Below are 23,894 nucleotides of genomic sequence, written 5' to 3'. Positions count from 1 at the left end.
ATGAAAAGGAGGAGCTAGTGAAAAAATTTCGTTCATCGATAGCAGTAAAAAAAGGGATGCACACCCTGTTTTTGCTCTTTATTTATGTGCTCGGGAGTCGTATCGCTCTTCCTTTTGTTAACCTCAATAGTCGGGATTTTCTCGGAGGAGGCGCAGTCTATCTGGACTTTTCAGTAGCCCTGACTGGTGGAAATCTTCGTAGCCTCTCTCTCTTTTCAATCGGACTTTCCCCCTGGATGTCAGCTATGATCTTGTGGCAGATGTTTTCCTTTTCGAAGAAGCTGGGCTTAAATTCAGTTTCTTCAGAAGTCCAGGATAGGCGAAAAATGTACTTGACGCTAGGGATTGCCTTGATTCAGGCCTTGGCCTTGACGACAAACCTCCCTGTCCAAGCTCCCTACAATCCCTTCTTGGTCTTTCTCCTCAATACCAGCCTTTTGGTTGCGGGGACCTTCTTCTTAGTTTGGCTGTCGGACATCAATGCGTCTATCGGAGTTGGAGGCCCTGTCGTCATTTTATTGGCAAGTATGGTGGCTTCACTCCCTCAGGACATCCTCCAATCGGTCCAAGTTCATAAGATCTCTCCTTGGCTGCTTTTCCTATTGGTAGTGCTTGGTGTCCTCTTTACCTATCTAGTCGTTCTCTTTTACCGAGCGCGATACCGCATCCCTATCAATAAAATAGGCCTTCATTCTCGCTTTAAACGCTATTCCTATCTGGAAATCATGCTCAATCCTGCTGGTGGCATGCCTTATATGTATGTGATGAGTCTCATGGGCTTGCCTTCTTATCTCTTGCTCTTGCTTCACCATCTGGATAAGGGCAATCCGCTCTACCCTGCCCTACTGGAGCAGTATGCGATGGGGAAACCCTTGTGGATTTACGCTTATATCCTTATCCTCTTTGTCTTTAGCATTGCCTTTGCCTTTGTCAATGTGAGTGGTCAACAGATCGCAGATCGGATGAAGGAATCAGGAGATTACATCTACGGAGTCTATCCCGGTGAGGATACTAGTCGCTTTATAAATCGCTTGGTTCTACGATTTGCTCTGATAGGTGCAGTCTTTAACGTTACCTTGGCTGGACTTCCGATCTTGTTTGTCTTGAAGGATGAGAGTTTGTTAAAAGTCAGCATGATTCCCGGACTCTTTTTAATTTTGAGCGGCATGCTCTTTACGATTCACGACGAACTGCAAGCGCTCCGACTAAATGAAAGGTATCGGCCACTATTCTAGGAGGTTTTGATGTATTACTTTATCCCAGCTTGGTATGGCAAGGAGCGTCCCTGGCATGCCGATTTGACACCTTGGTATTTTTCTCATTTTAAGCTAGAATTTGATGACACCTTCAATCAGATTCGCCTGATGCAACGCCAAGGGATTCCTGCACAGGTCCTCCTTTTGTCCTATCAGCCTCATTTGCGCTATTTTCTCCATCGCCAAGGTATTTTAGAAGCACCGGTTTATTCCTTATTTGATGAATTGCAGGATTTTCATGAGATTCGACCACAGGTCTTGCAGCTCAGAGATATTGAGTGGGATGAGGATTGCGACTTTGTTTACAGTCCCTTTACTATTCTGGTGCTGAAGGATGGCAAGCCCTATGCCCAGGTAGAGCATGGGATAGAAGGTTTTATCAGTACGATTCAGTATTTCAAGGAAGATGGGCTTTTGTCTGCCAATTACCTAATGGATGATCGGGGGCTGGTTTCCAGTGTGATTTACTACGAAGAGGGCCAGGCTCTCTACCAAGACTACCTCAATCCCAAGGGACTGTGGCAGTTTAGAGAGTACTTGCAAGATGGGGGGCGTATCGAGGTCAATCCTATCTTTGCTTTTCGTTTCCAAAAAGAGTCTTACCGAGATATGGGAGATTTGATGGCGGAGTTTTTTGAGAAGAAAATAGCCCAACTCCCTGAGGAAGGAGCGACCTATTTTCTGCCTGCGTGTGACCAGCATAATACTTTCCTTTTAGAACGATTGCCCCGTCAAAGTACCAAGGTTCTCAGTCTTTTTATCGGACGAAATCCTCAAGAGCAATTACCTCAGTTGGCGGATTTGTTGCCTAAGGTGGACCTAGTTCTGGTTGACAGGGAGGACACCTTGCGCTTGGCTCAATCTGGCTTTCCAGAACAAGCCGAGAAGTTCCGACATTTATCGCCTTTTGATACCCGCTTGGAGCTGGGAAAGAGTCAGACTCGGAAGGAGTCAATCCTCTACTATCAACTGGACTTTGAGCAGGGGATAGAGGACCAAGCTCTCTATCAGGTCTTGCATTTCCTTTCTGAAAACAAGGATACGGAGCTGGTTTTTGGAGCCTTTGCTGCTAGTCAAGAAGAAATGAAACAGCTGGAAACACGAGTTGCTAAGATGGTCGCAGAGAGGTTTCAAGATCAGGAATTGGAGAAGGAAGTTGATTACCAAGGAGCTGAAAATCCGCTTGAGGACAATCGCCATCAGGCTATGCGTTATTCGTTTGTCAATATGAAGGATGAATCGGAGTTAATCAAGCAGCTGGAATTTGTTCGTTTGATTGTCGATCTGAACAGCCAGCCTCTCCTCTATACCCAAATTGCGGGGATTAGTGCTGGTATCCCTCAAATCAATAGGGTCAAAACAGAGTATGTCAGCCATCAGAAGAATGGCTATCTGTTGGAAAATATTGCGGATTTTGCGCAAGCTGCCCATTACTATCTCGATAGCCTGCAGGTGTGGAATGATGCTTTAATCCATTCCATTGAAAAGATAAAGGAACACACTGGCGAGCAATTCCTAATCAAGCTAGAAAAGTGGTTGGAGGAGGTGACTCATGGAAAAGAAGTATAAGATCTTGCAAATCGGTCCAGAGGATTGGCGAGATACGCTTGCCCTACCAGCTCAACTAGACTGGTATCATGTTCCTCCCAACAAACCGTCTGCTATCCAGAAAATCATGGATGAGAATGACCTAGAGCACTTTCATGCTGTCATTCTCACGGATGGAGCTTATTTAGTAGATTTGTTGCCTTTTGCATCTAGCTTGGAACCCTATACGGTTTTCTATCCCGAACAGTTTGCAAGTCAGGATAAAAACATTCAGAACCTCATCAAACAGCACTGCATGCAAGCGATGGACCTGTCAGACCGACAGGGCTTTGTTCGAGACCTCTCCACCTCCCTCTTTGAAGGTGGTTATGGAGACAAGCTGAGTCCAGTTACGATACGGATTCACCCGAGTTTCCAAGGCTCTGTCTCCTATCAAGGATTTGAGCATCTGGAATTAGAAGGTGATTTTGGGAAAACCTATACCCAGCTAGCCTCTTGGGCCTATAATCAGACCGTCCAAGCCCACTCGCCAATCGAACTCTGGCTCGAATATGAAAAGAGTGGACCAGTGGAATTGCGCTTGCGTTTGCGAAAGATCCCAGCAGGATCCATCTCAGAGATAAAACAGGATATTCTCCTTGAGGAAGCAGACTTTGCCTCAGCAATCATAGTGGAGCAAGACTATGATGCTTATCTGAGCATTTCTCTTGAAGCGCGTGGTCAGGGAAAGGTCAAGATCGGCAATCTCCACCAACGCTGGAGCCGGAAACAGTTTGGAAAGTTTGTTCTCGGAGGCAATATCCTACATGACAAAAAACGCGAGGAAATCAACTATTTCTTTCACCCGGGGGATTTCAAGCCTCCTCTAGCAGTCTATTTCTCAGGTTACCGTCCGGCGGAAGGTTTTGAGGGTTACTGGATGATGAAGAATCTCAGATGCCCCTTTCTCCTCTTTTCGGACCCTCGATTAGAAGGAGGAGCCTTTTACCTAGGAACTGAGGAATTAGAAGATAAAATTCAAGCAACCATCCAACACTATCTAGACTATCTAGGCTTGGATAGAAGTGACTTGATCCTATCTGGCCTGTCAATGGGAACCTTCCCTGCCCTCTACTATGGATCCCACTTTGAACCCAAGGGTGTCGTAGTCGGAAAACCCTTGACCAATCTAGGAACCATCGCACAGCGGGGCCGACTAGAGGCGCCAGGAGTCTTTCCAACTAGCTTTGATGTCTTGCACCTTCAGACAGGAGGAGTGAGCCAGAAAGACATGAAGGACTTGGACCAACGTTTTTGGACCCGATTTAAACAAGCTGATTTTTCCCAGACGACCTTTGGCCTTTCTTACATGAAGGACGAGGATATGGATAGTGGTGCCTATGACCAGCTAGTGGAGACTCTTTGCCAGACAGGAGCCAAGATTTTGTCCAAAGGAACCGCAGGTCGACACAATGATGACACAGGTACAAACGTTTCCTGGTTTATTCATTTTTACAAGATGATACTAGAAGAATACGGAAGAGGTGAGACATGATTATCATCAAGAGAGAGGATATTAGGTGGGGTGAGATGGGAGCCACTTATCTTTATGGTAGCCAGATCACCTATCATGCAGATGGTCACGTTACCCTGAAAAACCCTTTACTGGCTTCAGGTGAGACTCTGAAAACCTGGTTTTCTAGTGTCAACTACCAGGCTACCAGAAGCCAACCCAGCCTCCCTCTTCTTAAGAAAAATCATACCTACCGTCTATCTATGAAGATGCAGGTTCAACCGGCCAATGGCCTCTATCTCAAACTGACCTTTTTAAACCGTTATGAGGAAATTATCGAGGAGAAGATTGAAAGACAATTTTCCTTTAGCTTCACCTATCCTGAAACGGCCTACACCTATCGACTTTCCTTGATTAGTGCAGGTTTTGAGGCTCTGGACTTTGTTTCGTTTTCTATTGAGGGGGATGCTGGTGTTTAATCATTTGTATCAGGAAAGACAACTGAGAAAGGTCAAGAGGCTTCTAAGCCAAATCAACGCCCTCAAAGAAGAGATGGCAGCTCTCCGTGATGAGGAAATGGCTGCCAAGACAGAGGAGTTTCGCCAGCGTCTTGCCCAGGGAGAAACCTTGGATGAGCTATTGGTAGAAGCCTATGCCCTTGTTCGTGAGGCAGATAAACGTGTCTTGGGTCTCTTTCCATATGATGTGCAAGTCATGGGTGCCATTGTGATCCACCAAGGAAATGTGGCTGAGATGAATACGGGTGAAGGCAAGACCTTGACTGCAACTATGCCTCTCTATCTCAATGCCCTAACGGGAAAAGGTAGCATGCTGGTCACGACCAATGACTATCTGGCTAAACGGGACGCAGGTGAAATGGGCCCAGTCTACCAATTTTTAGGTCTAACTGTCGGTCTGCCTTTTTCAGAGGATCCAAAAGAGGACTTGGCTGCGGAAGAGAAAAGAAAGATCTACACTTCAGATATCGTCTACACGACCAATAGTGTCCTGGGCTTTGACTATCTCAATGACAATCTTGCATCCACTCGTGAGGGGAAATTCCTGCCTCCCTTTAACTATGTCATCATTGATGAGATCGATGACATTCTACTCGATAGTGCCCAAACTCCCTTGATTATCGCAGGTTCTCCCCGTGTCCAGTCTAACTATTATGGGATGATTGATACCCTAGTGACGACCTTGGTTGAGGGAGAAGACTACATCTACAAGGAAGAAAAAGACCAAGTTTGGTTGACCCGAAAGGGGGCTCAGACGGTTGAGGGATTCCTAGCAATCGACCATCTCTACAAGGAAGAGTATGCTAGTTATGTTCGGCATCTGGTCTATGCTCTCAGAGCCCATACGCTCTTTACTAAGGACAAGGACTACCTGGTTCGAGGGCAAGAAATGGTCTTGTTAGACAAGGGAACAGGTCGCCTGATGGAAATGACCAAACTTCAAGGTGGTCTCCATCAAGCCATCGAAGCCAAGGAACATGTGAAGCTCTCTCCTGAAACCAGAGCCATGGCTTCAATCACCTACCAGAGTCTCTTTAAGATGTTTCGTAAAATCTCTGGTATGACAGGAACGGGAAAGGTGGCAGAAAAAGAATTTTTCGAAACCTACAATATGTCTGTCATTCGCATCCCAACCAATCGCCCACTTAGGCGAATGGACCATTCGGACAATCTCTATGTGACACTCCCTGAGAAAGTGTATGCTTCTCTCGAAGCTATAAAGACCTATCACGCCAAAGGCAATCCACTCCTGATCTTTGTCGGATCTGTTGAAATGTCCCAACTTTACTCGTCCTTGCTCTTGCGAGAGGGGATTTCCCACAATGTCCTTAATGCCAATCATGCGGCGCGTGAAGCCCAGATCATCGCAGAGTCTGGACAGATGGGGGCAGTGACCGTTGCGACTTCTATGGCAGGTCGAGGGACAGATATCAAACTCGGTCCGGGGGTAGCAGAGTTAGGCGGTTTGGTTGTGATTGGTACTGAGCGGATGGAGAGCCGACGGATTGACCTGCAAATCAGAGGTCGTTCTGGCCGCCAGGGTGATCCAGGCATGTCTCAATTTTTCGTGTCGCTTGAAGATGATGTGATCAAAAAGTTCGGACCGTCTTGGGTTCACGACCTGTACCAAGACTATCAAGTGGAAGATATCAGCAAACCCATCCTACTCAAGGCTCGCAAGTACCGCAATCTCGTCAGAAAAGCTCAAGAGGCTAGTGATAGTGCCAGTCGCTCTGCACGCAGACAAACCTTAGAGTATGCGGAAAGTGTCAATATTCAGCGTCAGATGGTCTACAAAGAAAGAGATCGTTTGCTGGATGGAAGTCGTGACCTGGAGCATATTCTTGAGGATATACTGGCAGACTATACCAAACAAATCTCAGAAAAAACCTATAGCAGTCCCCAAGAGCTCTTTCACTTCATCGTAACAAATATTAGCTTTGGGATGAGAGAATTACCGGCTGATCTGGATTTAGCTGATGCAGATCAGATTCGGGAGTTACTAGAGAAAATAATAGCCAAGGAAATCGCAGCTAAAAAAGAAGTCCTCCAACCTCACCAGCTCTATGACTCCTTTCTGAGAATATCCATGCTCAAGGCTATTGATGACAACTGGGTTGAGCAAGTCGACTACCTGCAACAGCTCAGTCTAGCAATCGGGAGCCAGTCTGCTTCTCAAAAGAACCCTATCGTGGAGTACTATCAGGAGGCCTATGCAGGATTTGAAACCATGAAGCAACAAATCCGTACAGATATGGTACGCAATCTTCTCATGGGGATTGTGGAAGTAACGCCCAAAGGTGAGATTCTCACCCATTTTCCATAAAAAGAGGATCATATGACAATTTACAATATAAATCTAGGAATCGGTTGGGCGAGTAGTGGTGTCGAGTATGCCCAGGTCTACCGAGCAGGGATTTTTAGAAGCTTAGACCTAGCATCTAAGTTTATCTTTACCGACTTGATTTTAGCAGACAATATCCAGCACTTAACGGCCAATATCGGCTTTGCGGATAATCAGGTAATCTGGCTTTACAATCATTTTACAGATATCAAGCTAGCACCGACCAGTGTTACAGTTGACGAGGTCTTGGCCTCTTTTGGTGGCCTTGAGAGTCATAGGGAGCAGGATGGCAAGATCTTGCGCGTCTACTTTTCAGATGAGGACAAGTTTGTGACCTGCTACTTGGTAGACTCGGCTAAGAATCTGGTACAGCATGCAGAGTATGTGTTTGGGGGGAACTTGATTCGCAAGGATTATTTCTCCTACACGCGTTACTGTACAGAATATTTCGCACCTAAAGACCAGGTGGCTAGGCTCTATCAACGAACCTTTTTCAATGAAGATGGCAGCACTGCTTACGATATCTTGCTGACTGAAGGCCAGGAAGAGGTCTATCGATTTAAGGACCGGATTCTGTACGGAAAGCCAGCCCTTATGCGCTATTTTATGCAACGTTTGAACTTGAGCAAGTCTGATTTTGTCATCTTGGATAGGGAAACAGGGATTGGTCAGGCTGTTTTTGAAGAAGCACAAAAGGCTCATCTAGCAGTTGTCGTTCACGCGGAGCACTATAGTGAAAATGCTAGCAACGAAGACTATCTCCTCTGGAATAACTATTATGAGTATCAGTTTACAAATGCGGACAAGGTCGATTGCTTTATCGTGTCTACGGATCGGCAGAAGGAAGTTCTCGAAGGTCAATTTGCCCAGTACAGTCAGCATCGTCCACGAATCGTCACGATTCCAGTTGGGAGCATTGATCAGCTGACGGAGCCTGCTAGGGAACGCAAGCCCTTTTCTCTCATTACCGCTTCGCGTCTGGCTAAGGAAAAACACATCGACTGGCTCGTCAAGGCGGTTATCCAGGCGCATCAAGTCCTTCCAGAGCTTACCTTTGACATTTATGGCAGTGGGGGTGAGGAGTCCCTTTTAAGGGAAATCATCACATCTCACCAAGCGGAGAACTATATCCAGCTCAAGGGGCATGCAGATCTAGCTCAGATCTATCCCCAGTATGAGGTCTATCTGACAGCCTCAACCAGCGAAGGCTTTGGTCTGACCTTGATGGAAGCAGTTGGTTCAGGCTTGCCCCTGATTGGCTTTGATGTTCCTTATGGGAATCAAACCTTTATCAAGAACGGTCAAAATGGCTACTTAATCCCAAGTTCGGATGACCATGTTGAAACGGCGATTAAAAGTGCCTTTGCGGAAAAGATCTGCCAGCTCTATCAGGAAAATCATTTGCCAGCTATGCGAACAGCATCTTATGACCTAGCTAGAGGATTTTTAACAGACAAAGTGAGGGACAAGTGGAAGAAAACGATAGAGGAGGTCCTGCATGATTCAACTATTTGATCGTTATGGCCAGGAAAGCCGAGATTTGCATGAAAGTCTAGAAGCTGCTGGTCTGTCTCATGTTACAGTTGTGATCGAGCCAGATGGCTTTCTCCCAGATGGGATTCTTTCTCCCTTTACCTACTATCTAGGTTACGAGTCGGGAAAAGCTCTTTATTTCAACCAAGTAGCCGTACCTGAATTTTGGGAGATTGCGGGCAATAACCAGTCGGCGCATATCCTAGAGGATTCTCGGGAGAGGGGCGTGATTCACTATATGGATGCTCCTCAGGCCCGTCTGGTCAAGCAGGTCGACTGGAAGGACCTATCCGGTCGCATCTACCAAGCAGACCACTATAACCGATGCGGAGCCTGCTTTGCCAAGACCACTTATAGTGCAGATGGACAGGCTATCTTGACCAAGTACCAGGATGCAAAGGGACAGGAAATTGTCCTGGAAAATTATGTGACAGGTGATATCCTCCTAACCTTGGCCGGACAAGCCCTGCGCCATTTTAAAAATCGAGTGGAATTCACGATTTTCTTTTTGCAAGACTTGGGAATCGACACTAGCCATCTTCTCTTTAACACTCTAGCTACTTCTTTCTTGGTCTCATACCATTATCCAGACAAGACTGGACAGGATATCTTAGTCTGGCAAGAACCGCTAGGTGATTGTCTTCCTGGGAATATGCAGTTGCTACTGGAGCAAGAGGGGCTGAGAGCCAAGCAGATCCTCATACCAGATAAGGCTACCTATGAACAAGCCTTGGCCTTGGCCAATCCAGCCTATCATGACAAGTTTGTCCATCTAGGTTATCATTATCAGTTCAAAAGAGAAAACTTCGTTCGACCAGATGCCTTGATCGTTACCAACTCGGATCAGATCGAACATATCGAAACCCTGATTGAGTCCTTGCCAATGGTGACCGTCCGAATCGCGGCAGTGACTGAAATGTCGTCCAAGTTGCTGACCTTGCTTTCCTATCCCAATGTCGTTCTCTATCAAAACGCCAGTCCGCAAAAGATTCGAGAACTCTACCAGCTGTCCGATCTCTATCTAGATATCAATTACAGAAACGAGCTTTTGGATGCTGTCCGTCAAGCCTTCGAGCACAATATGCTCATCCTAGCCTTTGACCAGACAGTTCATAACAGACCTTACACAGCTCCAGAACACCTCTTTGATGTGCAGGCTGTTGGAGACATGATTGCGAAGATTCAAGAAGCTCTCAGCAGTCTTGATAAGATGGGCCATGCCCTTGGACATCAAGGTCGTCATGCTAACTATGTGGACTTGGCTACTTACCAAGAGAGGATGAAAAGGATAATAGGGGAAGGACATGACTAAAAAAGATTTATTTTACAAGGATGTCGAAGGACGCATGGAAGAGTTAAAGCAAGGAGCGCTTAAGAAAGAAAAGCCTACCCGAGGAGAAAAAATCAGTAAAACCTTCTCCATTTTACTCGGTTTGCTCATCCTTCTTACCCTGATCTTTACATTATTAGGAATCTTGAGGTGAAAATGATGGAAGTTTTGATGATTATAGGAATAATCCTAGCCGTCGCCTTGATTGTCCTGGTTCTCATTCAACCTCGCCAAAGCCAACTCTTTTCCATGGATGCGACCAGCAATATCGGAAAACCAGGCTACTGGCAGAACAAGCGCTTGGTAAAAATGGTAACCCTCTTGATTAGCCTAGCCTTGTTTGTCTTGCTTCTCGTTTTTATGATGGTAACCTATCAGTAAGAAGCGGTACCATTCACAGATAAAGGATACTAGAGACGGGGAAAATACATCTAAATCGGAGGAACATATGGAAAAACAAATTAAAGAAAAAATTCGTGAAATCGCACAGAGCGTCAATGAAGCAATACCAGTAGCCTGGGATAATCTTTATATTGGTATAAATCTTGCTTCTGATGGAGGAGGAGTTTATTATTTCTTTAATGAAGAAGGGAAAAATGAGTATATCTACAATCTCTATATACCAAAGCAATATAGTATTCCTATTTCAGAATTTAAAGAAAACGAAAGACGTATCTTTAGACTGGCTTGGGAGTTGAGAGAAATTTTTAAGAAAGAAGAACAACCTTTGTGGACTTCTTGTACGGTAAAGGTTCTTGGCACGAAATTATCTGCTGAGTTTGACTATGCACCATGGAATGAAAGTGGCTTTGGACCAAGTGCTCTTTTAAAATATTTCAAGTATAAATACCTTGGTTTTGAGCCTCGAGATGAAAAAGAGTTTGAACAGTTCAAAGCTATGGAAGCCTTTCAACAAAAATATAATGAGAACTAGTTTCATGGATAAACGGCCACCCTCGAGGTGGTCTTTTATGGTATACTGGGAGTGTAGAGTCAGTAAATTTGGTGATAACTTAGCATCGGTCAAAAAGCAAGCAAGAAATTTCCAAAAAAAGTATTGAGATAAAAGGAGAATGGGTATGGGAAACAAACTGTTAATGACAGGAATGTCGTTCGGTCACGTTAGTTCAGTAGCGCTGGAAGATTTAAAAAGGGGCTTACTTTCAGTAAATGATGAGAGAGAATGTGTATTGCTGATTGCTGAAATCTTAAAAAAGGGAGATTTTACAGTAAAAAACTTGCTGATTGACTTGATGAACCAGACAAAAGATGAAGCCGTACTCAATCTTTGTATTCGATTGTTTTGTTCAGTTTGTACACATAATGATTTAAAAAAGGTTGAAAATTTTCATTTTTTAAGTTCGGCTTCAGAATTTGCGGTATTTACTTTTGTCGCTGGCGCTGTGGAAACAATGTCCTATGAAGTCGTTCCTTACCTTCTTACTCTGTGGGAGGAGTGGGAAGATACAGAAACCGAAGTGGAGTACGCTATTCAAGATGCTTTGGATAGCTTTCTCAACTATCGTTCAATTATAGAGGAAAATGCAAGATTAGAAGAAGTTGGAAGTTTATATTTTGATGTAATAAAGAACAAGAACTTAGATTACTATTATTACAAAACTCTTCAGGTTTTTCCTGGTTTATTTACACAAGAAATTATGACTGCTCTATACATCGCTGCTCAAAAGGAACAGAAATACCATCTTTATCCTCAGGCATCCCTTCTGTCTATTTACACAGGCAAGCAGGTCCCAGTGGATACCAATACTCTTATTTCAAAAAATGAAATTGATTTGATGGTTCGTTATATTGATGACTTATCAGACAAAGACTGGACGGAAGGTATGAAATATTTTTACGGCCATCCAGTTGAAGAACTTGTAAAATAATGAAATGGACGATTGATAACAAAGGACTACCTTCATGGTGGTCTTTTATTGTTTTTCAAACGCTAGTACATGGGGTTTATGGTATACTGGGATTGTAGAGTTGCTAAGACAGAAGACCCATTTGAACCTAAATTGGAGGATGCGTTGGAAAAACAGATTTATGAGAATATGAGAAAGTGATGGAAATCATATTTTTAAAGATAATAAATCTTACAATAAAGTTATTACCAGTTATCAAAAGAGTATTTTGTAGAACAATGAAAATAAAGGATAGTAAGGAAGTTTTGTGGTAATTGTTGGAAAGGACAGATATAATTAGTGAGGTAAATAAATGTGGCTTGAACTTTTAAGAAGAGTAGATAGGATTGAATCTGGTTATGGGGAAAAGCTAAATTCTCCAATTGATTTAGAGAAAATTAAATTTCTTAGTCAAAATGAAACAAACGAAGTTGAGACATTCATGGTGCAAGAATATTCACGATTTATAACAAAAGTAAATGGTCTTGATTTTAATGGGTGCGTTCTTTATGGTTTAAAAGCAGATGATAGTTGTTCTTCAGATATTTATGATTTCTTTGAGTATAATAAAATTTGGCATGAAGTCGAAGAAAATAAACAGTTTGTTTTTATTGGAGAGAACAATATTAGTTGGTTTGTATATAATCCTAGTAATGATGAATATTTAGAATTGGATATGCCATCTGCGGATGTAGTTGCAAAATTTAATTCTTTAGATGATTTACTTGAAAGTTTTCTTTCAGATGCTCTTGAATATGCCTCTTAAAAAGATAGGTAAAATATGATAAATAATTTTCCAACGGTAGATATGGAATCCATCCAGAAGGAACATAATGGAAATAGTTTGAACTGATAAACGGCCACCCTCGAGGTGGTCTTTTATTGTTTTCCAAACGCTAGTCCATAGGGTTTATGGTATACTAGTAGAACAGTTTATCTATGGGATGAGAGACTGTTTTTATACAAGTCAAAAGGGAAAGGTCAGAAATGTGCACCTTTTCCTGAAAGAAACTAGAAAGAGAAAGAGATGTTTTTAGGAAGACGTCGGATATTTTTTAACCAATACTATGACAAGGCGATTTATTATGATCGCAAAACCCACGAACTTTTGGAGGCACCAAAGAGCAAGCTCTTGGATACAGAAAAGTCTAGCAAGATGAATCGCCATATCCCCCTATTAGTTGTCCTCTTGTTATCAAGTGGTAGTGGGTTGATTTCCTTCTCCCGCTTGTTTATACAAGGAACCTATACCATGTCTACCTTCTGGAGTGTTCTTCTCATTTGGCTAGGGCAGTTTGCTTTCATCACTATCCTTGTTGAACGCGCCTTGTATCGAAATGTCAACAGAGCTCAGGTGACTACTAAGACTATCTGTCTGGCGCTTATGGAAAAGTCAGAGGAAACAAAGGAAGCTGAGGCGGAGATGAGTGAAAAAGATAGTCGCAATGCTACTCGCTGGATAAGAGCATTGCTCTCTCTGGTTCCCTTGGTTGGATTTTTCTATGCCTATAATTTTATTTGGAATTACCAAGAGAGGTTGGGCACTCCCATCGGAGGAGAGATTATCAAGATTATCCTAACAGGACTTTTATTAGGCTTGACATTTGTTCTTTATAACCAAAACAATTTACCCAGAATATTTGATATCCTGGACCGCTTTTATGCTAGAAAACTGAGCCTCATCTGCCGAGCGGATGACAATCCAGATGTCTATCTGGAAGTGAGTATGGGGACGGATGAAGAATTTGTTATCAAGGAAGTGCAGAAGGACTAAGATCTTTTTTTGAAAGAATGAGATAGAAAGAGGTAGAGTATGTTTTTTCTGAGACGTCGTCGGGTTTTTATCGGAGAATGCGATGGTCAGGCGGTTTACTATGACCAAAAGACTGGGGAGGCCTTGGCTGCTCCAAAGAGTGTTTTACTCAATACGGAAGGTGCTTATAAGACCAATGCTTACATTCCTGAAATGGTTATTTTTCTGATGGCAGGTGGACCTGGTCTCTATGGCCTCCTTTCAGCCTTGGATATTGGTGTCTATAATTGGACCAGTTTGAGCTATGTGTTACTATTGTGGCTGGCTGAGTTTCTATTGTTTACCGCAATTCTTGAGCGAGGACTTTATAAAAATGTGCGCAAGGCTCAGCCAACAACGGAGAAGGTCTTTTACTATGCAGTGTCACATAATTTGATGGTAAGGGACGAACACTTTGATCCAGCTGAGGCATCTGCTACGATCTATCGAATCACTCGTTACATCATACTTGCCTTTGTTATCTATCTTTTGTATGTTTTTTACGACTGTACTCAAAAATTTGGGCAACTGATCGAACGCGGCTATGATTTTTGGGGAGCAGGTATAATGTTTTTCGTGCTCTTTTTGTTGTACAACCAAAACAATCCCGTTCGTTTTGTAAAGATTATGAAGCTCTACAGCCAAGGGAAAATCTTGTTCAAGAAAGAACCGGAGAGCGAAACGTGTAACTAGGTGTTAGGGAACAGTCAAATCCCAGAAAGTGAGTGCTGTATCTTTAACGAAGCGAGGTGTAGCTGCTACGATAGTTGCTATGTGATGGCCTCCTCAAATGGAAGATTATCAAGGATATACGGCGTTTTGCCAGATGAAATTTGGAGATGAAAAATGAAAGACATCCGTATTTTCGGTGCAGACTTTGAAAGAAGTAAGCGAATTGTGACCCAGGGGGATTTTGCTCTGACCGCAGGGATGCCCAACCCCATTCATATGGGCATCATCAACCGCCTCTTTACAGTGATTATTCTTGGATTTTGCTTTTCAGGGATTCTGATCTATGGCGTATTAATCGGGATACCAGAGTTTATCAGTGTAGATAGCGATGTTCATATCATTTCTCTGGAAGCAGGACTGCTGATTCATAACATGAGTAGCTTTCTAAAGCCCTTTAATCTGACGGTATATGTGATATCCTATCTAGGAATGGTGCTTGTTTTTTGGCCCAAAAAACGTTTGACTAGCCAGCTTTGGACCTACTTTCCCTTCTACTTTGCCATGTCCATTTGCGCTTTCATATCAGGACTGTACTTTGCCAGTGCAGTGGCCTATGATGCTTATACATGGCTGGGCTTCTGGCTTGAGCTTGGGATAGGTATGGCTCTCTTTTTCTGGATTATTCTCAATAGTATCCAGAATCTCAAGCGCAGACTAAATGATCAAGAGGAAAAGTCAATCCTCAAGCAGCTAGTCAGAATTCTCGCTGGAACCACGGCAGTTCTCTTTCCAGTTTCGCTGGTCTATCATCTGCTGTATCAAGTCCCTCTTCAGTGGTATTTCTATATTTTAGGCTTGTTTTTGCCGATTTGGTTTGTTATTGGAGCTCATTTTATCGCCTTTATGTTCAATGTCCATATCTTTCAAGCCTACTATATCCACAAATACCCAGAAGAGTATAAGGTTTATTTAAAGATATCAGACCGAGAATGGTATAGCAAACGATACTATAAAAAGCTAGTTGAAAGTGGACAGTTGCAGGAAGAGACAATGTGAGGAAATCGGTTTTCCTATATAAAATAGAGGTTATTTATGAAAATAAATGATGACGTTATTAAAAGTTTGATTTCACTCCCCTTTTTAAAGAAAAGCAGAGAAACGACTGTTCCCATCAAACAGATAAAGAAACTGCAAGAAGCGGAGAAGAATATTAATAGTTTAAAATGGGAGAATTTTGTATTAGAGAAAGATGGTGATTTTAGTGTCTATCTTTTTAAAAACCAGAGTGACATTTATAAGCACTGGAACTCACTGGGAATTAGCGCAAAAGAGGAAATAATTCCTGAAATTGAAGCACGATTAGATAACTTGATCGGGGAAGGTAAACTGGTAGCATCCATGAAAGATCAGATTCTATTTGATATCATTGGCATAGCTAGGTACCTGACCATTAAAAAAGAGGTTCCCCAAGCTGAGTCAACATTTTATGATGATTTGTATGCTTTATATCAAGCAGGCTATATCCCTTGCGGTTATGCGGGAGAAAAGTATAAAGTCTTCTAGCTTGGATTGTTACGAAAGTTAATCTTACTGATGAAATAGTATGTGATTTTTTAAGTATGGCTAGCCGTGTTAGGGATTCATGTTTTCCAGAAAATATCCCTATCTTGATGATTCAAAGGAGAATGGTCAAACAAGCTGTCCTCCCAAATCCAAAACAAAAGAACCTCAGAGGAATTCTCTGAGGTTCTTTGCGTTCTAGTTTCCATATTTCTGGTAAAAATCGACCTTAACCTGGATAAAGGTTTCGGCTTCACGTAGTAGTTGCAGGAGAGTGGCACGGGTTTCAAACTCCTCACGTGTTTTCGGGAGACTCCGATTGCGGAAGACTTGCAGATAGCGTTCGATGTCATCAAGTAGGTCATGAGCAGGATTGGTCTGGCTTAGCTGGGCAGCAATCTTAGAAAAGAGCTGGGCCAAGATCAAACTCTCACTTGCGGCCAGATGACAGGTATTGATCTGCTGGGCCATATTTCGCAGGATACGACTTTGTCGCTGTCTCATCTCAAAGTAGTGGATGTGGTAGTCCGTCTGGTGAAAGAGGTGGTCCGAGTGATCCAGGTAGACCAGTTTGAGAGCTTCATCGAGGAGCTTGTCTAATTGGTCAACGAGTTGGGCTTGATTGCGTCCATCTCCTCTTGACAGATAGTATTTAAAGCGAAGCAGGATGTCTTTTAACTTTTCTTCGACCTGAAGGTGGTAGCTTTGGATGGCTTTCTCGCGAGAGGGCATATAAAGGTTGACCAATAGTGCAAAGCTTGTCCCGATGAGAAAGAGGAGCACTTCATTAAGCAAGAGATCTGGGGAAGTAGACTCCTGTACCAAGAGATGACCGACCAAGACACTGCTAGGGGTGATGCCGATTTCCCAGCCCATTTTGTAAGCAAGAGGGACATAGAGAGCCAGGTAGAGGCCCAGACTCCAGATGTGAAAGCCCGTCAGCTGAAAGGCTAGAACACCGATAGCGAGCGCTAGGAGCATGGAAAAGAGGCGGTTGCGTGCTAATTTCAGCGTGCTTCTGCGCGTGTCGGAGAGGCTTAAGAGAGCGATGATTCCAGCTGAAACTGCTGATGATAAATCTAAAAAATAAGCGAGAAAACAAGCGAGACAGGTCGCTAAGATCAGTTTTGTCGTACGTTGAGTGAGAGACATGAAAATTTCCTAAACTAATAGAATCAAGTGTTTAACGAGGAGTCAGAGACTAGGGGCGAAGTTTTCGGTTTGTAGCATACTCGGCAACCGCTGTAAAGAGGACATCTGTTGAAGAGTTCAGAGCTGTTTCGCAGGAGTCTTGCACGACTCCGATCACAAAACCGACTCCGACAACCTGCATAGCCAAGTCGTTGGAAATCCCAAAGAGGCTACAAGCTACAGGAATGAGGAGAAGGGATCCCCCAGCGATTCCAGAGGCACCGCAGGCAGAAATGGCAGCCACGACACTGAGCACAAATGCTGTCCCAAAGTCTACCGAGATTCCGAGTGTGTTGACGGCAGCCAGGGTCAGGATATTTATGGTAACAGCAGCGCCAGCCATATTGATAGTCGAACCAAGCGGGATGGAGACAGAGTAGGTGTCAGGATTCAGTCCCAAGTCTTGGCAGAGTTTCATATTGACAGGGATATTTGCAGCAGAGCTACGAGTGAAAAAGGCTGTAATACCACTGACACGTAGGCATTTCAAAACAAGGGGATAGGGGTTTTTCCTCATAAAGAGAAAGGCGATGAGCGGGTTGATGATGAGAGCGACAAAGGCCATAGTAGCAATCAAAAGTCCTAGGAGGACACCGTAGTTAGCCAAACTGGCAATGCCCTTGTCAGAGATAGTCTTGAAAACCAAGCCTAAAATCCCAAAGGGTGCTAGATTGATAATCCATTCCACGATTTTAGAGGTGACATCTGCCATGGTTTTCAGTAATTCTTTGCTGTGTTTACTTGCCTCTCTCATAGCCAGGCCAAAGATGACTGCCCAAGAGAGAATTCCGATATAGTTGGCTTCAACAATGGCATTCAAGGGATTGTCCACTAGTTTGAGCAAGAGGTTGCTGAGGACTTGACCGATACCGTCAGGAGCAGCAACTTCTGTATTTGCGCTGGTCAGGGTGATTTGCACAGGCAGTAAGAAACTAGCTAGAACGGCTACCAATGCAGCAGCAAAGGTTCCGAGCAAGTATAGGAAAATAACAGTCTTCATATTGGTGTTTTGTCCCTTTTGGTGTTGGGAAAGGGCATTGGCAACAAGGGCAAAAACCAAAATAGGAGCGATGGCTTTCAGTCCGCCTACAAAGAGATCTCCAAGCAGGCCAATTCCTGTAAGGTTTGGAAAGAGCATCCCTAATGTAGCACCCAAAATCATTCCAATAAGGATTCGTTTGATGAGGCTTGCCTTGGTCCAGGCTCTAATGATTCGTTTCATAGCAGTCTCCTTCAAATGTATTGTTTATAATTATAGTATAAATATGCTATAGAGGCAAGTGATGTTTTGAAAATAGGAACGATAATTGAATAATTATGAAAGAAAAGAGAAGGGCGATTTTATGGTATAATAGGAAAAAGGAGTTTTATATGCAAGATTTTTTTCAACGCTATTTTGATAAACTTGATTTAACAACCATGTTAGAGAATCTCTTAACCAAGGTGATTTCTCTTTTGATTTTGTTTTTACTATTTTATATAGCTAAAAAGATGCTTCATGCGACTGTACGAAAGATTGTCAAGCCCTCACTTAAATTTTCAAATCGGGATGCAGGAAGACAAAAAACCATCTCGCGTTTGCTGGAGAATGTCTTTAACTACATTCTTTATTTCTTCTTGCTCTATTGCATCCTGTCTATTTTAGGTTTGCCAGTTTCGAGCCTCCTTGCTGGTGCGGGGATTGCTGGGGTGGCCATTGGTATGGGGGCGCAAGGCTTTCTATCCGATGTCATTAATGGCTTTTTCATCCTTTTTGAACGCCAACTTGATGTGGGTGATGAAGTGGTTCTCACAAATGGACCGATTACCGTTTCTGGAAAGGTCGTTAGCGTAGGGATCCGTACAACGCAACTGCGAGGTGACGATCAAGCCCTTCACTTTGTTCCCAATCGTAATATCACCGTCGTCAGCAATCTATCTCGTACTGAATAGGCCGGCTATTTTAGCAGATTTGTGGTACAATAGAAGGAGTTTGGTAAAGGAGAGAGTATGCTATTTGTAGAGAAAAAATTAGGTCACGATTGTACATGGATAGACCTCGATGTGGACAAGATTAAAAACATGGAAGACCTTTCGGATGTCTATGGATTGGACAAGGAAACCATCGAGTATGCTCTGGATAGAAATGAGCGTGCCCACATGGACTATCACCGTGAAACGGGAACGGTCACCTTCATTTATAATGTTCTTGACTTAGAAAAAGACAAAGAATATTATGAAGCGATTCCGATGACCTTTATCGTTGAAAAACAACGGCTGATCACAATTAGCAATCACAAGAATAGTTATGTGATTAAACGTATGGCAACCTACCTTGAAAGCCATGAAGTTGTTTCAATCTACAAATTTCTTTTTGCCAGTTTAGAGATTATTAGCAATGCTTATTATCCAGTTATTGAAGAAATGGATAAAAGTAAGGATGAAATCAGTGCACTTCTTCGTCAAAAAACAACTAAAAAAAATCTTTTTGCCCTCTCTGACTTGGAAACTGGTATGGTTTACCTGACAGCAGCTGCCAAACAAAATCGTCTCCTCTTGGAACACATCCAAGGGCATGCTCTTTATCGCAATTTTAATGAGGTAGAAAGAGAGCAGTTTGACGATGCCATGATTGAAGCGCATCAGTTGGTTTCGATGACAGACTTGATTTCTCAAGTTTTGCAACAACTCTCAGCCTCTTACAACAACATCCTAAATAATAATCTAAATGATAATTTGACAACTTTGACCATTATCTCAGTCTTGCTAGCTATCCTTGCAGTTATTACAGGATTCTTCGGAATGAATGTTCCCTTACCGTTTGCAGATGAACCAAATGCTTGGATTTATATTTTGATAGCTAGTCTCATTTTATGGGTAGTCTTAGCCCAATATTTAAAGAATATTGCTAGAAATTAAAAAGAAAAGGAGCCAGAATGGCGATTGAAAATTATATGCCAGATTTTGCTGTGGAAGCAGTATATGATCTGACAGTCCCAAGCCTGCAAGCGCAGGGTATCAAGGCTGTTTTGGTTGATCTGGATAATACCCTCATTGCTTGGAACAACCCTGATGGGACGCCAGAAATGAAGCAATGGCTACATGACCTCCGTGACGCGGGTATCCGCATCATCGTGGTCTCAAATAACACCAAAAAACGAGTTCAACGAGCAGTTGAAAAGTTTGGGATTGATTACGTTTATTGGGCCTTGAAGCCTTTCACATTTGGGATTGACCGTGCCATGAAGAAATTTCACTATGAGAAAAATGAAGTGGTCATGGTTGGTGACCAGCTCATGACAGATATACGAGCAGCTCACCGTGCAGGTATTCGCTCAATCTTAGTCAAACCCTTGGTCCAACACGACTCTATCAAAACGCAGATCAACCGAGCTCGCGAGCGCCGTGTCATGAAGCAAATTACTGAAAAGTACGGACCGATTACATATAAAAAAGGAATCTAACTATGGAAGAAATTCTCTGTATTGGTTGTGGAGCAACCATTCAGACGACAGACAAGGCTGGTCTTGGATTTACGCCCCAGTCGGCACTCGAAAAAGGTTTGGAGACAGGCGAAGTCTATTGTCAACGCTGTTTCCGTCTCCGTCATTACAATGAAATCACAGATGTTCAGTTGACGGACGATGATTTCCTCAAACTCTTGCACGAGGTTGGAGACAGTGATGCCTTGGTGGTCAATGTCATTGATATCTTTGACTTTAATGGCTCTGTCATCCCAGGCTTGCCACGCTTTGTATCGGGTAATGATGTTCTCTTGGTCGGAAATAAAAAAGATATTCTGCCCAAGTCAGTTAAACCGGGCAAGATTAGCCAGTGGCTCATGGAGCGTGCTCATGAAGAAGGACTTCGTCCAGTGGATGTCGTCCTGACTTCGGCACAAAACAAACATGCCATTAAGGAAGTCATTTACAAGATTGAACACTACCGTAAGGGCCGTGATGTCTACGTAGTTGGGGTGACTAACGTTGGAAAGTCAACTCTCATCAACGCCATTATCCAAGAAATCACGGGTGACCAAAATGTCATCACGACTTCGCGTTTCCCAGGAACAACCTTGGACAAGATTGAGATTCCGCTTGACGATGGATCTTATATCTACGATACGCCGGGAATTATCCACCGCCACCAGATGGCCCACTACTTGACGGCTAAAAACCTCAAGTATGTCAGCCCTAAAAAGGAAATCAAGCCCAAAACCTATCAGCTTAACCCTGAGCAAACTCTATTTTTAGGTGGTCTCGGACGCTTTGACTTCATTGCAGGAGAAAAACAAGGATTCACTGCTTTCTTTGACAATGAACTCAAACTCCACCGTACCAAGCTTGAAGGCGCTAGTGCTTTCTACGACAAGCACCTCGGAACCCTTCTCACACCACCAAATAGCAAGGAAAAAGAAGATTTTCCAAAACTAGTCCAGCATGTATTTACCATCAAGGACAAGACTGACCTGGTCATCTCAGGACTCGGCTGGATCCGCGTAACAGGCACCGCCAAAGTCGCCGTCTGGGCACCAGAAGGCGTCGCCGTCGTCACACGCAAAGCAATCATTTAAACACAGAAAGGAAAGAGTTGTCTGGATTAGGGCGAGCTCTGCGAGCCCATAACGAATACTTTTCGCCGTGGTGTCAGTTGGTACAAGGAGTTGTACCAACTGCGGAAAATTTGAGACCTTAGGCTCAAATTTTAGTCATGAAAGTCCGAAGGACTTTGCTGACGTCCGTCACCACTTCAGAAAAGTATTAAAAGAAACTCTTTTTAAGAAATTATGTCATTAACATCAAAACAACGTGCCTTCCTCAACAGTCAGGCACACACCCTCAAACCCATCATCCAAATCGGGAAAAATGGACTTAACGACCAAATCAAAACCAGCGTTCGCCAAGCTCTTGATGCCCGTGAATTGATTAAAGTCACGCTCTTACAAAACACAGATGAAAACATCCACGAAGTAGCTGAAATCTTGGAAGAAGAAATCGGTGTGGATACTGTCCAAAAAATCGGACGCATCTTGATTTTGTTTAAACAATCAAGCAAGAAAGAAAATCGCAAGATTTCTAAAAAAGTTAAAGAAATCTAAAACCCTACTCCAAGAAACTGTTTTTACAGAGAATTAAAGGAAGACGAGCCTATGGCAATTGAATTATTGACTCCCTTTACCAAGGTAGAGTTGGAGCCAGAAATCAAGGAGAAAAAACGCAAACAAGTCGGGATTTTAGGGGGAAATTTTAACCCTGTTCACCATGCCCATCTTGTTGTGGCGGACCAAGTACGACAACAGTTAGGACTGGACCAGGTCCTGCTTATGCCTGAATACCAACCACCTCATGTAGATAAAAAGGAAACCATTCCCGAGCACCATCGGCTCAAGATGCTTGAGTTGGCGATTGAGGGGATTGAAGGCTTAGCCATTGAAACTATTGAGCTGGAGCGCAAGGGCATTTCTTACACCTACGACACTATGAAGATTTTGACAGAGCAACATCCAGATACGGATTATTACTTCATTATCGGGGCTGATATGGTGGACTATCTGCCTAAATGGTACCGAATTGATGAGCTGGTCGACATGGTTCAGTTTGTTGGGGTTCAGCGCCCACGCTACAAGGCAGGGACTTCCTATCCAGTTATCTGGGTGGATGTGCCTCTCATGGACATCTCGTCCAGCATGGTGCGTGACTTCATTGCCCAAGGTCGGAAACCTAACTTTCTCCTACCTCAGCCAGTGTTAGACTACATCGAGAAGGAGGGGCTCTACTGATGGCCTACCAAGACTATATCAACTGCTCCCGAGAGGCTTTGTTGGAAAAAATGGCAGAGCTTCTACCTGAAAAACGGTTAACCCATTGTTTGGGGGTGGAGCGTGCAGCCATAGAGTTAGCGGAGAGATTTGGAGTCGATACCGAGAAAGCGGGTCTAGCAGGCCTTCTTCATGATTATGCTAAAAAGCTGTCAGATCAGGAATTTCTAGACTTGATTGACCGTTACCGGCTAGATCCTGACCTCAAAAATTGGGGCAATAATGTCTGGCATGGCATGGTTGGCATCTATAAGATTCAGGAAGATTTGGATTTGCATGATCCAGAAATCCTGCGAGCTATTGAAATCCATACAGTCGGAGCTGGTCAGATGACCGATCTAGACAAGGTCATCTATGTAGCAGACTACATCGAGCACAATCGTGCCTTTCCAGGAGTGGACCAGGCGCGTGAAATTGCAAGTTTGTCACTTAATAAGGCAGTGGCTTACGAAACGGCACGAACTGTGGAGCATTTAGCTCATCAGGGATTCCCCATCTATCCCCAAACCCTGGAAACCTATAACGCCTTTGTGCACTATTTGAAAGAGGACTAAATGAACGAAAAAGAATTACTAGAACTAGTCGTGAAAGCGGCTGATGAGAAACGTGCGGAGGATATCCTCGCACTTGATGTACAGAATTTGACCAGCGTGACCGACTACTTTGTCATCACTAGCTCGATGAATAGCCGTCAGTTGGAGGCAATCGCTGATAACATTCGTGAAAAAGTAGCCGAAGCTGGTGTTAAAGGTAGCCATGTCGAAGGTGATGCAGCTGGAGGCTGGGTCTTGCTAGACCTCGGTGGTGTCGTCGTGCATATCTTCTCAGAAGAAATGCGTGCCCACTATAACTTAGAAAAACTATGGCATGAGGCGGATTCAGTAGACATTTCAGAAGCCTTGGCATAGGAGATGAACTCAGTTGCAGTCAACTGGGTTTCTTTGCTTATTTTAA

26 protein-coding genes are annotated in these 23,894 nt (G+C 43.5%); 24 read left to right on the top strand and 2 right to left on the bottom strand.

Translation table 11 applies throughout. The annotated features are described in order from the left end of the window. Positions 1 to 17 precede the first annotated feature (17 nt). The 16 genes from secY2 (at position 18) to DG474_RS07655 (ending at position 15,955) form a co-directional block, all read left to right on the top strand. Complete coding sequence (gene secY2, locus DG474_RS07730; protein WP_255777990.1) at positions 18 to 1,235, top strand: accessory Sec system protein translocase subunit SecY2; 1,218 nt, start codon at positions 18 to 20, stop codon at positions 1,233 to 1,235. 9 nt (positions 1,236 to 1,244) lie between these two features. Further along, positions 1,245 to 2,825: an accessory Sec system protein Asp1 gene (gene asp1, locus DG474_RS07725; RefSeq protein ID WP_255777989.1), complete on the top strand. Its 1,581-nt coding sequence runs from the start codon at positions 1,245 to 1,247 to the stop codon at positions 2,823 to 2,825. Continuing rightward, positions 2,809 to 4,338, top strand: a complete 1,530-nt coding sequence (gene asp2, locus DG474_RS07720) for an accessory Sec system protein Asp2 (protein ID WP_255777988.1) — start codon at positions 2,809 to 2,811, stop codon at positions 4,336 to 4,338. The genes asp1 and asp2 overlap by 17 nt, the downstream gene beginning before the upstream one ends. After that, positions 4,335 to 4,775, top strand: a complete 441-nt coding sequence (asp3, locus tag DG474_RS07715) for an accessory Sec system protein Asp3 (protein WP_255777987.1) — start codon at positions 4,335 to 4,337, stop codon at positions 4,773 to 4,775. Before asp2 ends, asp3 begins: the two co-directional genes overlap by 4 nt. Beyond that, on the top strand, positions 4,762 to 7,140 hold the full coding sequence (gene secA2, locus DG474_RS07710) for an accessory Sec system translocase SecA2 (protein WP_439794565.1): 2,379 nt from the start codon (positions 4,762 to 4,764) through the stop codon (positions 7,138 to 7,140). The genes asp3 and secA2 overlap by 14 nt, the downstream gene beginning before the upstream one ends. A gap of 12 nt (positions 7,141 to 7,152) precedes the next feature. Beyond that, positions 7,153 to 8,673 carry an accessory Sec system glycosyltransferase GtfA gene (gtfA, locus tag DG474_RS07705; RefSeq protein ID WP_255777984.1) on the top strand — a complete coding sequence of 507 codons (1,521 nt, stop codon included), beginning with the start codon at positions 7,153 to 7,155 and terminating at the stop codon, positions 8,671 to 8,673. Continuing rightward, complete coding sequence (gene gtfB, locus DG474_RS07700; RefSeq protein WP_255777983.1) at positions 8,657 to 10,003, top strand: accessory Sec system glycosylation chaperone GtfB; 1,347 nt, start codon at positions 8,657 to 8,659, stop codon at positions 10,001 to 10,003. Before gtfA ends, gtfB begins: the two co-directional genes overlap by 17 nt. Next, a complete protein-coding gene (gene asp4, locus DG474_RS07695; protein ID WP_000161925.1) occupies positions 9,996 to 10,175 on the top strand; it encodes an accessory Sec system protein Asp4 in 180 nt (59 codons plus the stop codon). Before gtfB ends, asp4 begins: the two co-directional genes overlap by 8 nt. A 2-nt stretch (positions 10,176 to 10,177) precedes the next feature. Further along, positions 10,178 to 10,402: an accessory Sec system protein Asp5 gene (gene asp5, locus DG474_RS07690; RefSeq protein WP_255777982.1), complete on the top strand. Its 225-nt coding sequence runs from the start codon at positions 10,178 to 10,180 to the stop codon at positions 10,400 to 10,402. A 67-nt stretch (positions 10,403 to 10,469) separates the two neighbouring features. After that, on the top strand, positions 10,470 to 10,955 hold the full coding sequence (locus DG474_RS07685) for an immunity protein YezG family protein (protein ID WP_255777981.1): 486 nt from the start codon (positions 10,470 to 10,472) through the stop codon (positions 10,953 to 10,955). A gap of 145 nt (positions 10,956 to 11,100) precedes the next feature. Beyond that, positions 11,101 to 11,910 carry an Imm47 family immunity protein gene (gene imm47 / locus DG474_RS07680; protein WP_255777980.1) on the top strand — a complete coding sequence of 270 codons (810 nt, stop codon included), beginning with the start codon at positions 11,101 to 11,103 and terminating at the stop codon, positions 11,908 to 11,910. A gap of 331 nt (positions 11,911 to 12,241) precedes the next feature. Beyond that, positions 12,242 to 12,694 carry a YrhA family protein gene (locus DG474_RS07675; RefSeq protein WP_255777979.1) on the top strand — a complete coding sequence of 151 codons (453 nt, stop codon included), beginning with the start codon at positions 12,242 to 12,244 and terminating at the stop codon, positions 12,692 to 12,694. Positions 12,695 to 12,955: 261 nt separating this feature from the next. After that, positions 12,956 to 13,702: a hypothetical protein gene (locus DG474_RS07670; RefSeq protein WP_255777978.1), complete on the top strand. Its 747-nt coding sequence runs from the start codon at positions 12,956 to 12,958 to the stop codon at positions 13,700 to 13,702. Between the two features lie 39 nt (positions 13,703 to 13,741). Then, positions 13,742 to 14,413: a hypothetical protein gene (locus tag DG474_RS07665; protein ID WP_070568043.1), complete on the top strand. Its 672-nt coding sequence runs from the start codon at positions 13,742 to 13,744 to the stop codon at positions 14,411 to 14,413. A 153-nt stretch (positions 14,414 to 14,566) separates the two neighbouring features. Continuing rightward, a complete protein-coding gene (locus DG474_RS07660; protein ID WP_070568040.1) occupies positions 14,567 to 15,448 on the top strand; it encodes a beta-carotene 15,15'-monooxygenase in 882 nt (293 codons plus the stop codon). A gap of 36 nt (positions 15,449 to 15,484) precedes the next feature. Beyond that, the gene (locus DG474_RS07655) at positions 15,485 to 15,955 is read left to right on the top strand and encodes a hypothetical protein (RefSeq protein ID WP_070568037.1); all 471 of its coding nucleotides are present in this window, start codon (positions 15,485 to 15,487) and stop codon (positions 15,953 to 15,955) included. Between the two features lie 195 nt (positions 15,956 to 16,150). On the opposite strand, the gene DG474_RS07650 is transcribed toward DG474_RS07655, so the two are convergent. After that, complete coding sequence (locus tag DG474_RS07650) at positions 16,151 to 17,104, bottom strand: aromatic acid exporter family protein (protein WP_255777976.1); 954 nt, start codon at positions 17,102 to 17,104, stop codon at positions 16,151 to 16,153. 49 nt (positions 17,105 to 17,153) lie between these two features. Further along, a complete protein-coding gene (sstT, locus tag DG474_RS07645) occupies positions 17,154 to 18,365 on the bottom strand; it encodes a serine/threonine transporter SstT (protein WP_084937355.1) in 1,212 nt (403 codons plus the stop codon). A 149-nt stretch (positions 18,366 to 18,514) separates the two neighbouring features. Between sstT and DG474_RS07640 the strand changes: the two genes are divergently transcribed. The 8 genes from DG474_RS07640 to rsfS all read left to right on the top strand — a co-directional run bounded on the left by DG474_RS07640 (position 18,515) and on the right by rsfS (position 23,848). Then, positions 18,515 to 19,075: a mechanosensitive ion channel family protein gene (locus DG474_RS07640; RefSeq protein ID WP_001150572.1), complete on the top strand. Its 561-nt coding sequence runs from the start codon at positions 18,515 to 18,517 to the stop codon at positions 19,073 to 19,075. A gap of 57 nt (positions 19,076 to 19,132) precedes the next feature. Further along, positions 19,133 to 20,041, top strand: coding sequence for a magnesium transporter CorA family protein (locus tag DG474_RS07635; protein WP_000899715.1), 909 nt, complete (start codon positions 19,133 to 19,135; stop codon positions 20,039 to 20,041). A 17-nt stretch (positions 20,042 to 20,058) separates the two neighbouring features. Further along, on the top strand, positions 20,059 to 20,586 hold the full coding sequence (locus tag DG474_RS07630; RefSeq protein WP_255777975.1) for a YqeG family HAD IIIA-type phosphatase: 528 nt from the start codon (positions 20,059 to 20,061) through the stop codon (positions 20,584 to 20,586). A gap of 2 nt (positions 20,587 to 20,588) precedes the next feature. Continuing rightward, a complete protein-coding gene (gene yqeH, locus DG474_RS07625; RefSeq protein WP_255777974.1) occupies positions 20,589 to 21,695 on the top strand; it encodes a ribosome biogenesis GTPase YqeH in 1,107 nt (368 codons plus the stop codon). Between the two features lie 213 nt (positions 21,696 to 21,908). Then, positions 21,909 to 22,220, top strand: coding sequence for a ribosome assembly RNA-binding protein YhbY (yhbY, locus tag DG474_RS07620; protein WP_000060169.1), 312 nt, complete (start codon positions 21,909 to 21,911; stop codon positions 22,218 to 22,220). Positions 22,221 to 22,271: 51 nt separating this feature from the next. After that, positions 22,272 to 22,901, top strand: a complete 630-nt coding sequence (locus tag DG474_RS07615) for a nicotinate-nucleotide adenylyltransferase (RefSeq protein WP_000963695.1) — start codon at positions 22,272 to 22,274, stop codon at positions 22,899 to 22,901. Next, on the top strand, positions 22,901 to 23,494 hold the full coding sequence (gene yqeK, locus DG474_RS07610; protein WP_255777973.1) for a bis(5'-nucleosyl)-tetraphosphatase (symmetrical) YqeK: 594 nt from the start codon (positions 22,901 to 22,903) through the stop codon (positions 23,492 to 23,494). The genes DG474_RS07615 and yqeK overlap by 1 nt, the downstream gene beginning before the upstream one ends. Beyond that, positions 23,495 to 23,848: a ribosome silencing factor gene (rsfS, locus tag DG474_RS07605; protein ID WP_255777972.1), complete on the top strand. Its 354-nt coding sequence runs from the start codon at positions 23,495 to 23,497 to the stop codon at positions 23,846 to 23,848. Positions 23,849 to 23,894 lie beyond the last annotated feature (46 nt).

Origin of the sequence: Streptococcus oralis (genome assembly GCF_024399415.1) — a bacterium.
In the GTDB taxonomy this organism is placed as follows: domain Bacteria; phylum Bacillota; class Bacilli; order Lactobacillales; family Streptococcaceae; genus Streptococcus; species Streptococcus oralis_CS.
Note: the sequence above shows the minus strand (reverse complement) of the source record. Positions and strands in the feature narration are given on the sequence as shown.

Bases quoted from the DNA above. Each gene is read 5' to 3' on its own strand.
- asp1 (WP_255777989.1), top strand. From the start codon at position 1,245: ATGTATTACTTTATCCCAGCTTGGTATGGCAAGGAGCGTCCCTGGCAT.
- asp2 (WP_255777988.1), top strand. From the start codon at position 2,809: ATGGAAAAGAAGTATAAGATCTTGCAAATCGGTCCAGAGGATTGGCGA.
- asp3 (WP_255777987.1), top strand. From the start codon at position 4,335: ATGATTATCATCAAGAGAGAGGATATTAGGTGGGGTGAGATGGGAGCC.
- secA2 (WP_439794565.1), top strand. From the start codon at position 4,762: ATGCTGGTGTTTAATCATTTGTATCAGGAAAGACAACTGAGAAAGGTC.
- gtfA (WP_255777984.1), top strand. From the start codon at position 7,153: ATGACAATTTACAATATAAATCTAGGAATCGGTTGGGCGAGTAGTGGT.
- gtfB (WP_255777983.1), top strand. From the start codon at position 8,657: ATGATTCAACTATTTGATCGTTATGGCCAGGAAAGCCGAGATTTGCAT.
- asp4 (WP_000161925.1), top strand. From the start codon at position 9,996: ATGACTAAAAAAGATTTATTTTACAAGGATGTCGAAGGACGCATGGAA.
- asp5 (WP_255777982.1), top strand. From the start codon at position 10,178: ATGATGGAAGTTTTGATGATTATAGGAATAATCCTAGCCGTCGCCTTG.
- DG474_RS07685 (WP_255777981.1), top strand. From the start codon at position 10,470: ATGGAAAAACAAATTAAAGAAAAAATTCGTGAAATCGCACAGAGCGTC.
- imm47 (WP_255777980.1), top strand. From the start codon at position 11,101: ATGGGAAACAAACTGTTAATGACAGGAATGTCGTTCGGTCACGTTAGT.
- DG474_RS07675 (WP_255777979.1), top strand. From the start codon at position 12,242: ATGTGGCTTGAACTTTTAAGAAGAGTAGATAGGATTGAATCTGGTTAT.
- DG474_RS07670 (WP_255777978.1), top strand. From the start codon at position 12,956: ATGTTTTTAGGAAGACGTCGGATATTTTTTAACCAATACTATGACAAG.
- DG474_RS07665 (WP_070568043.1), top strand. From the start codon at position 13,742: ATGTTTTTTCTGAGACGTCGTCGGGTTTTTATCGGAGAATGCGATGGT.
- DG474_RS07660 (WP_070568040.1), top strand. From the start codon at position 14,567: ATGAAAGACATCCGTATTTTCGGTGCAGACTTTGAAAGAAGTAAGCGA.
- DG474_RS07655 (WP_070568037.1), top strand. From the start codon at position 15,485: ATGAAAATAAATGATGACGTTATTAAAAGTTTGATTTCACTCCCCTTT.
- DG474_RS07650 (WP_255777976.1), bottom strand. From the start codon at position 17,104: ATGTCTCTCACTCAACGTACGACAAAACTGATCTTAGCGACCTGTCTC.
- sstT (WP_084937355.1), bottom strand. From the start codon at position 18,365: ATGAAACGAATCATTAGAGCCTGGACCAAGGCAAGCCTCATCAAACGA.
- DG474_RS07640 (WP_001150572.1), top strand. From the start codon at position 18,515: ATGCAAGATTTTTTTCAACGCTATTTTGATAAACTTGATTTAACAACC.
- DG474_RS07635 (WP_000899715.1), top strand. From the start codon at position 19,133: ATGCTATTTGTAGAGAAAAAATTAGGTCACGATTGTACATGGATAGAC.
- DG474_RS07630 (WP_255777975.1), top strand. From the start codon at position 20,059: ATGGCGATTGAAAATTATATGCCAGATTTTGCTGTGGAAGCAGTATAT.
- yqeH (WP_255777974.1), top strand. From the start codon at position 20,589: ATGGAAGAAATTCTCTGTATTGGTTGTGGAGCAACCATTCAGACGACA.
- yhbY (WP_000060169.1), top strand. From the start codon at position 21,909: ATGTCATTAACATCAAAACAACGTGCCTTCCTCAACAGTCAGGCACAC.
- DG474_RS07615 (WP_000963695.1), top strand. From the start codon at position 22,272: ATGGCAATTGAATTATTGACTCCCTTTACCAAGGTAGAGTTGGAGCCA.
- yqeK (WP_255777973.1), top strand. From the start codon at position 22,901: ATGGCCTACCAAGACTATATCAACTGCTCCCGAGAGGCTTTGTTGGAA.
- rsfS (WP_255777972.1), top strand. From the start codon at position 23,495: ATGAACGAAAAAGAATTACTAGAACTAGTCGTGAAAGCGGCTGATGAG.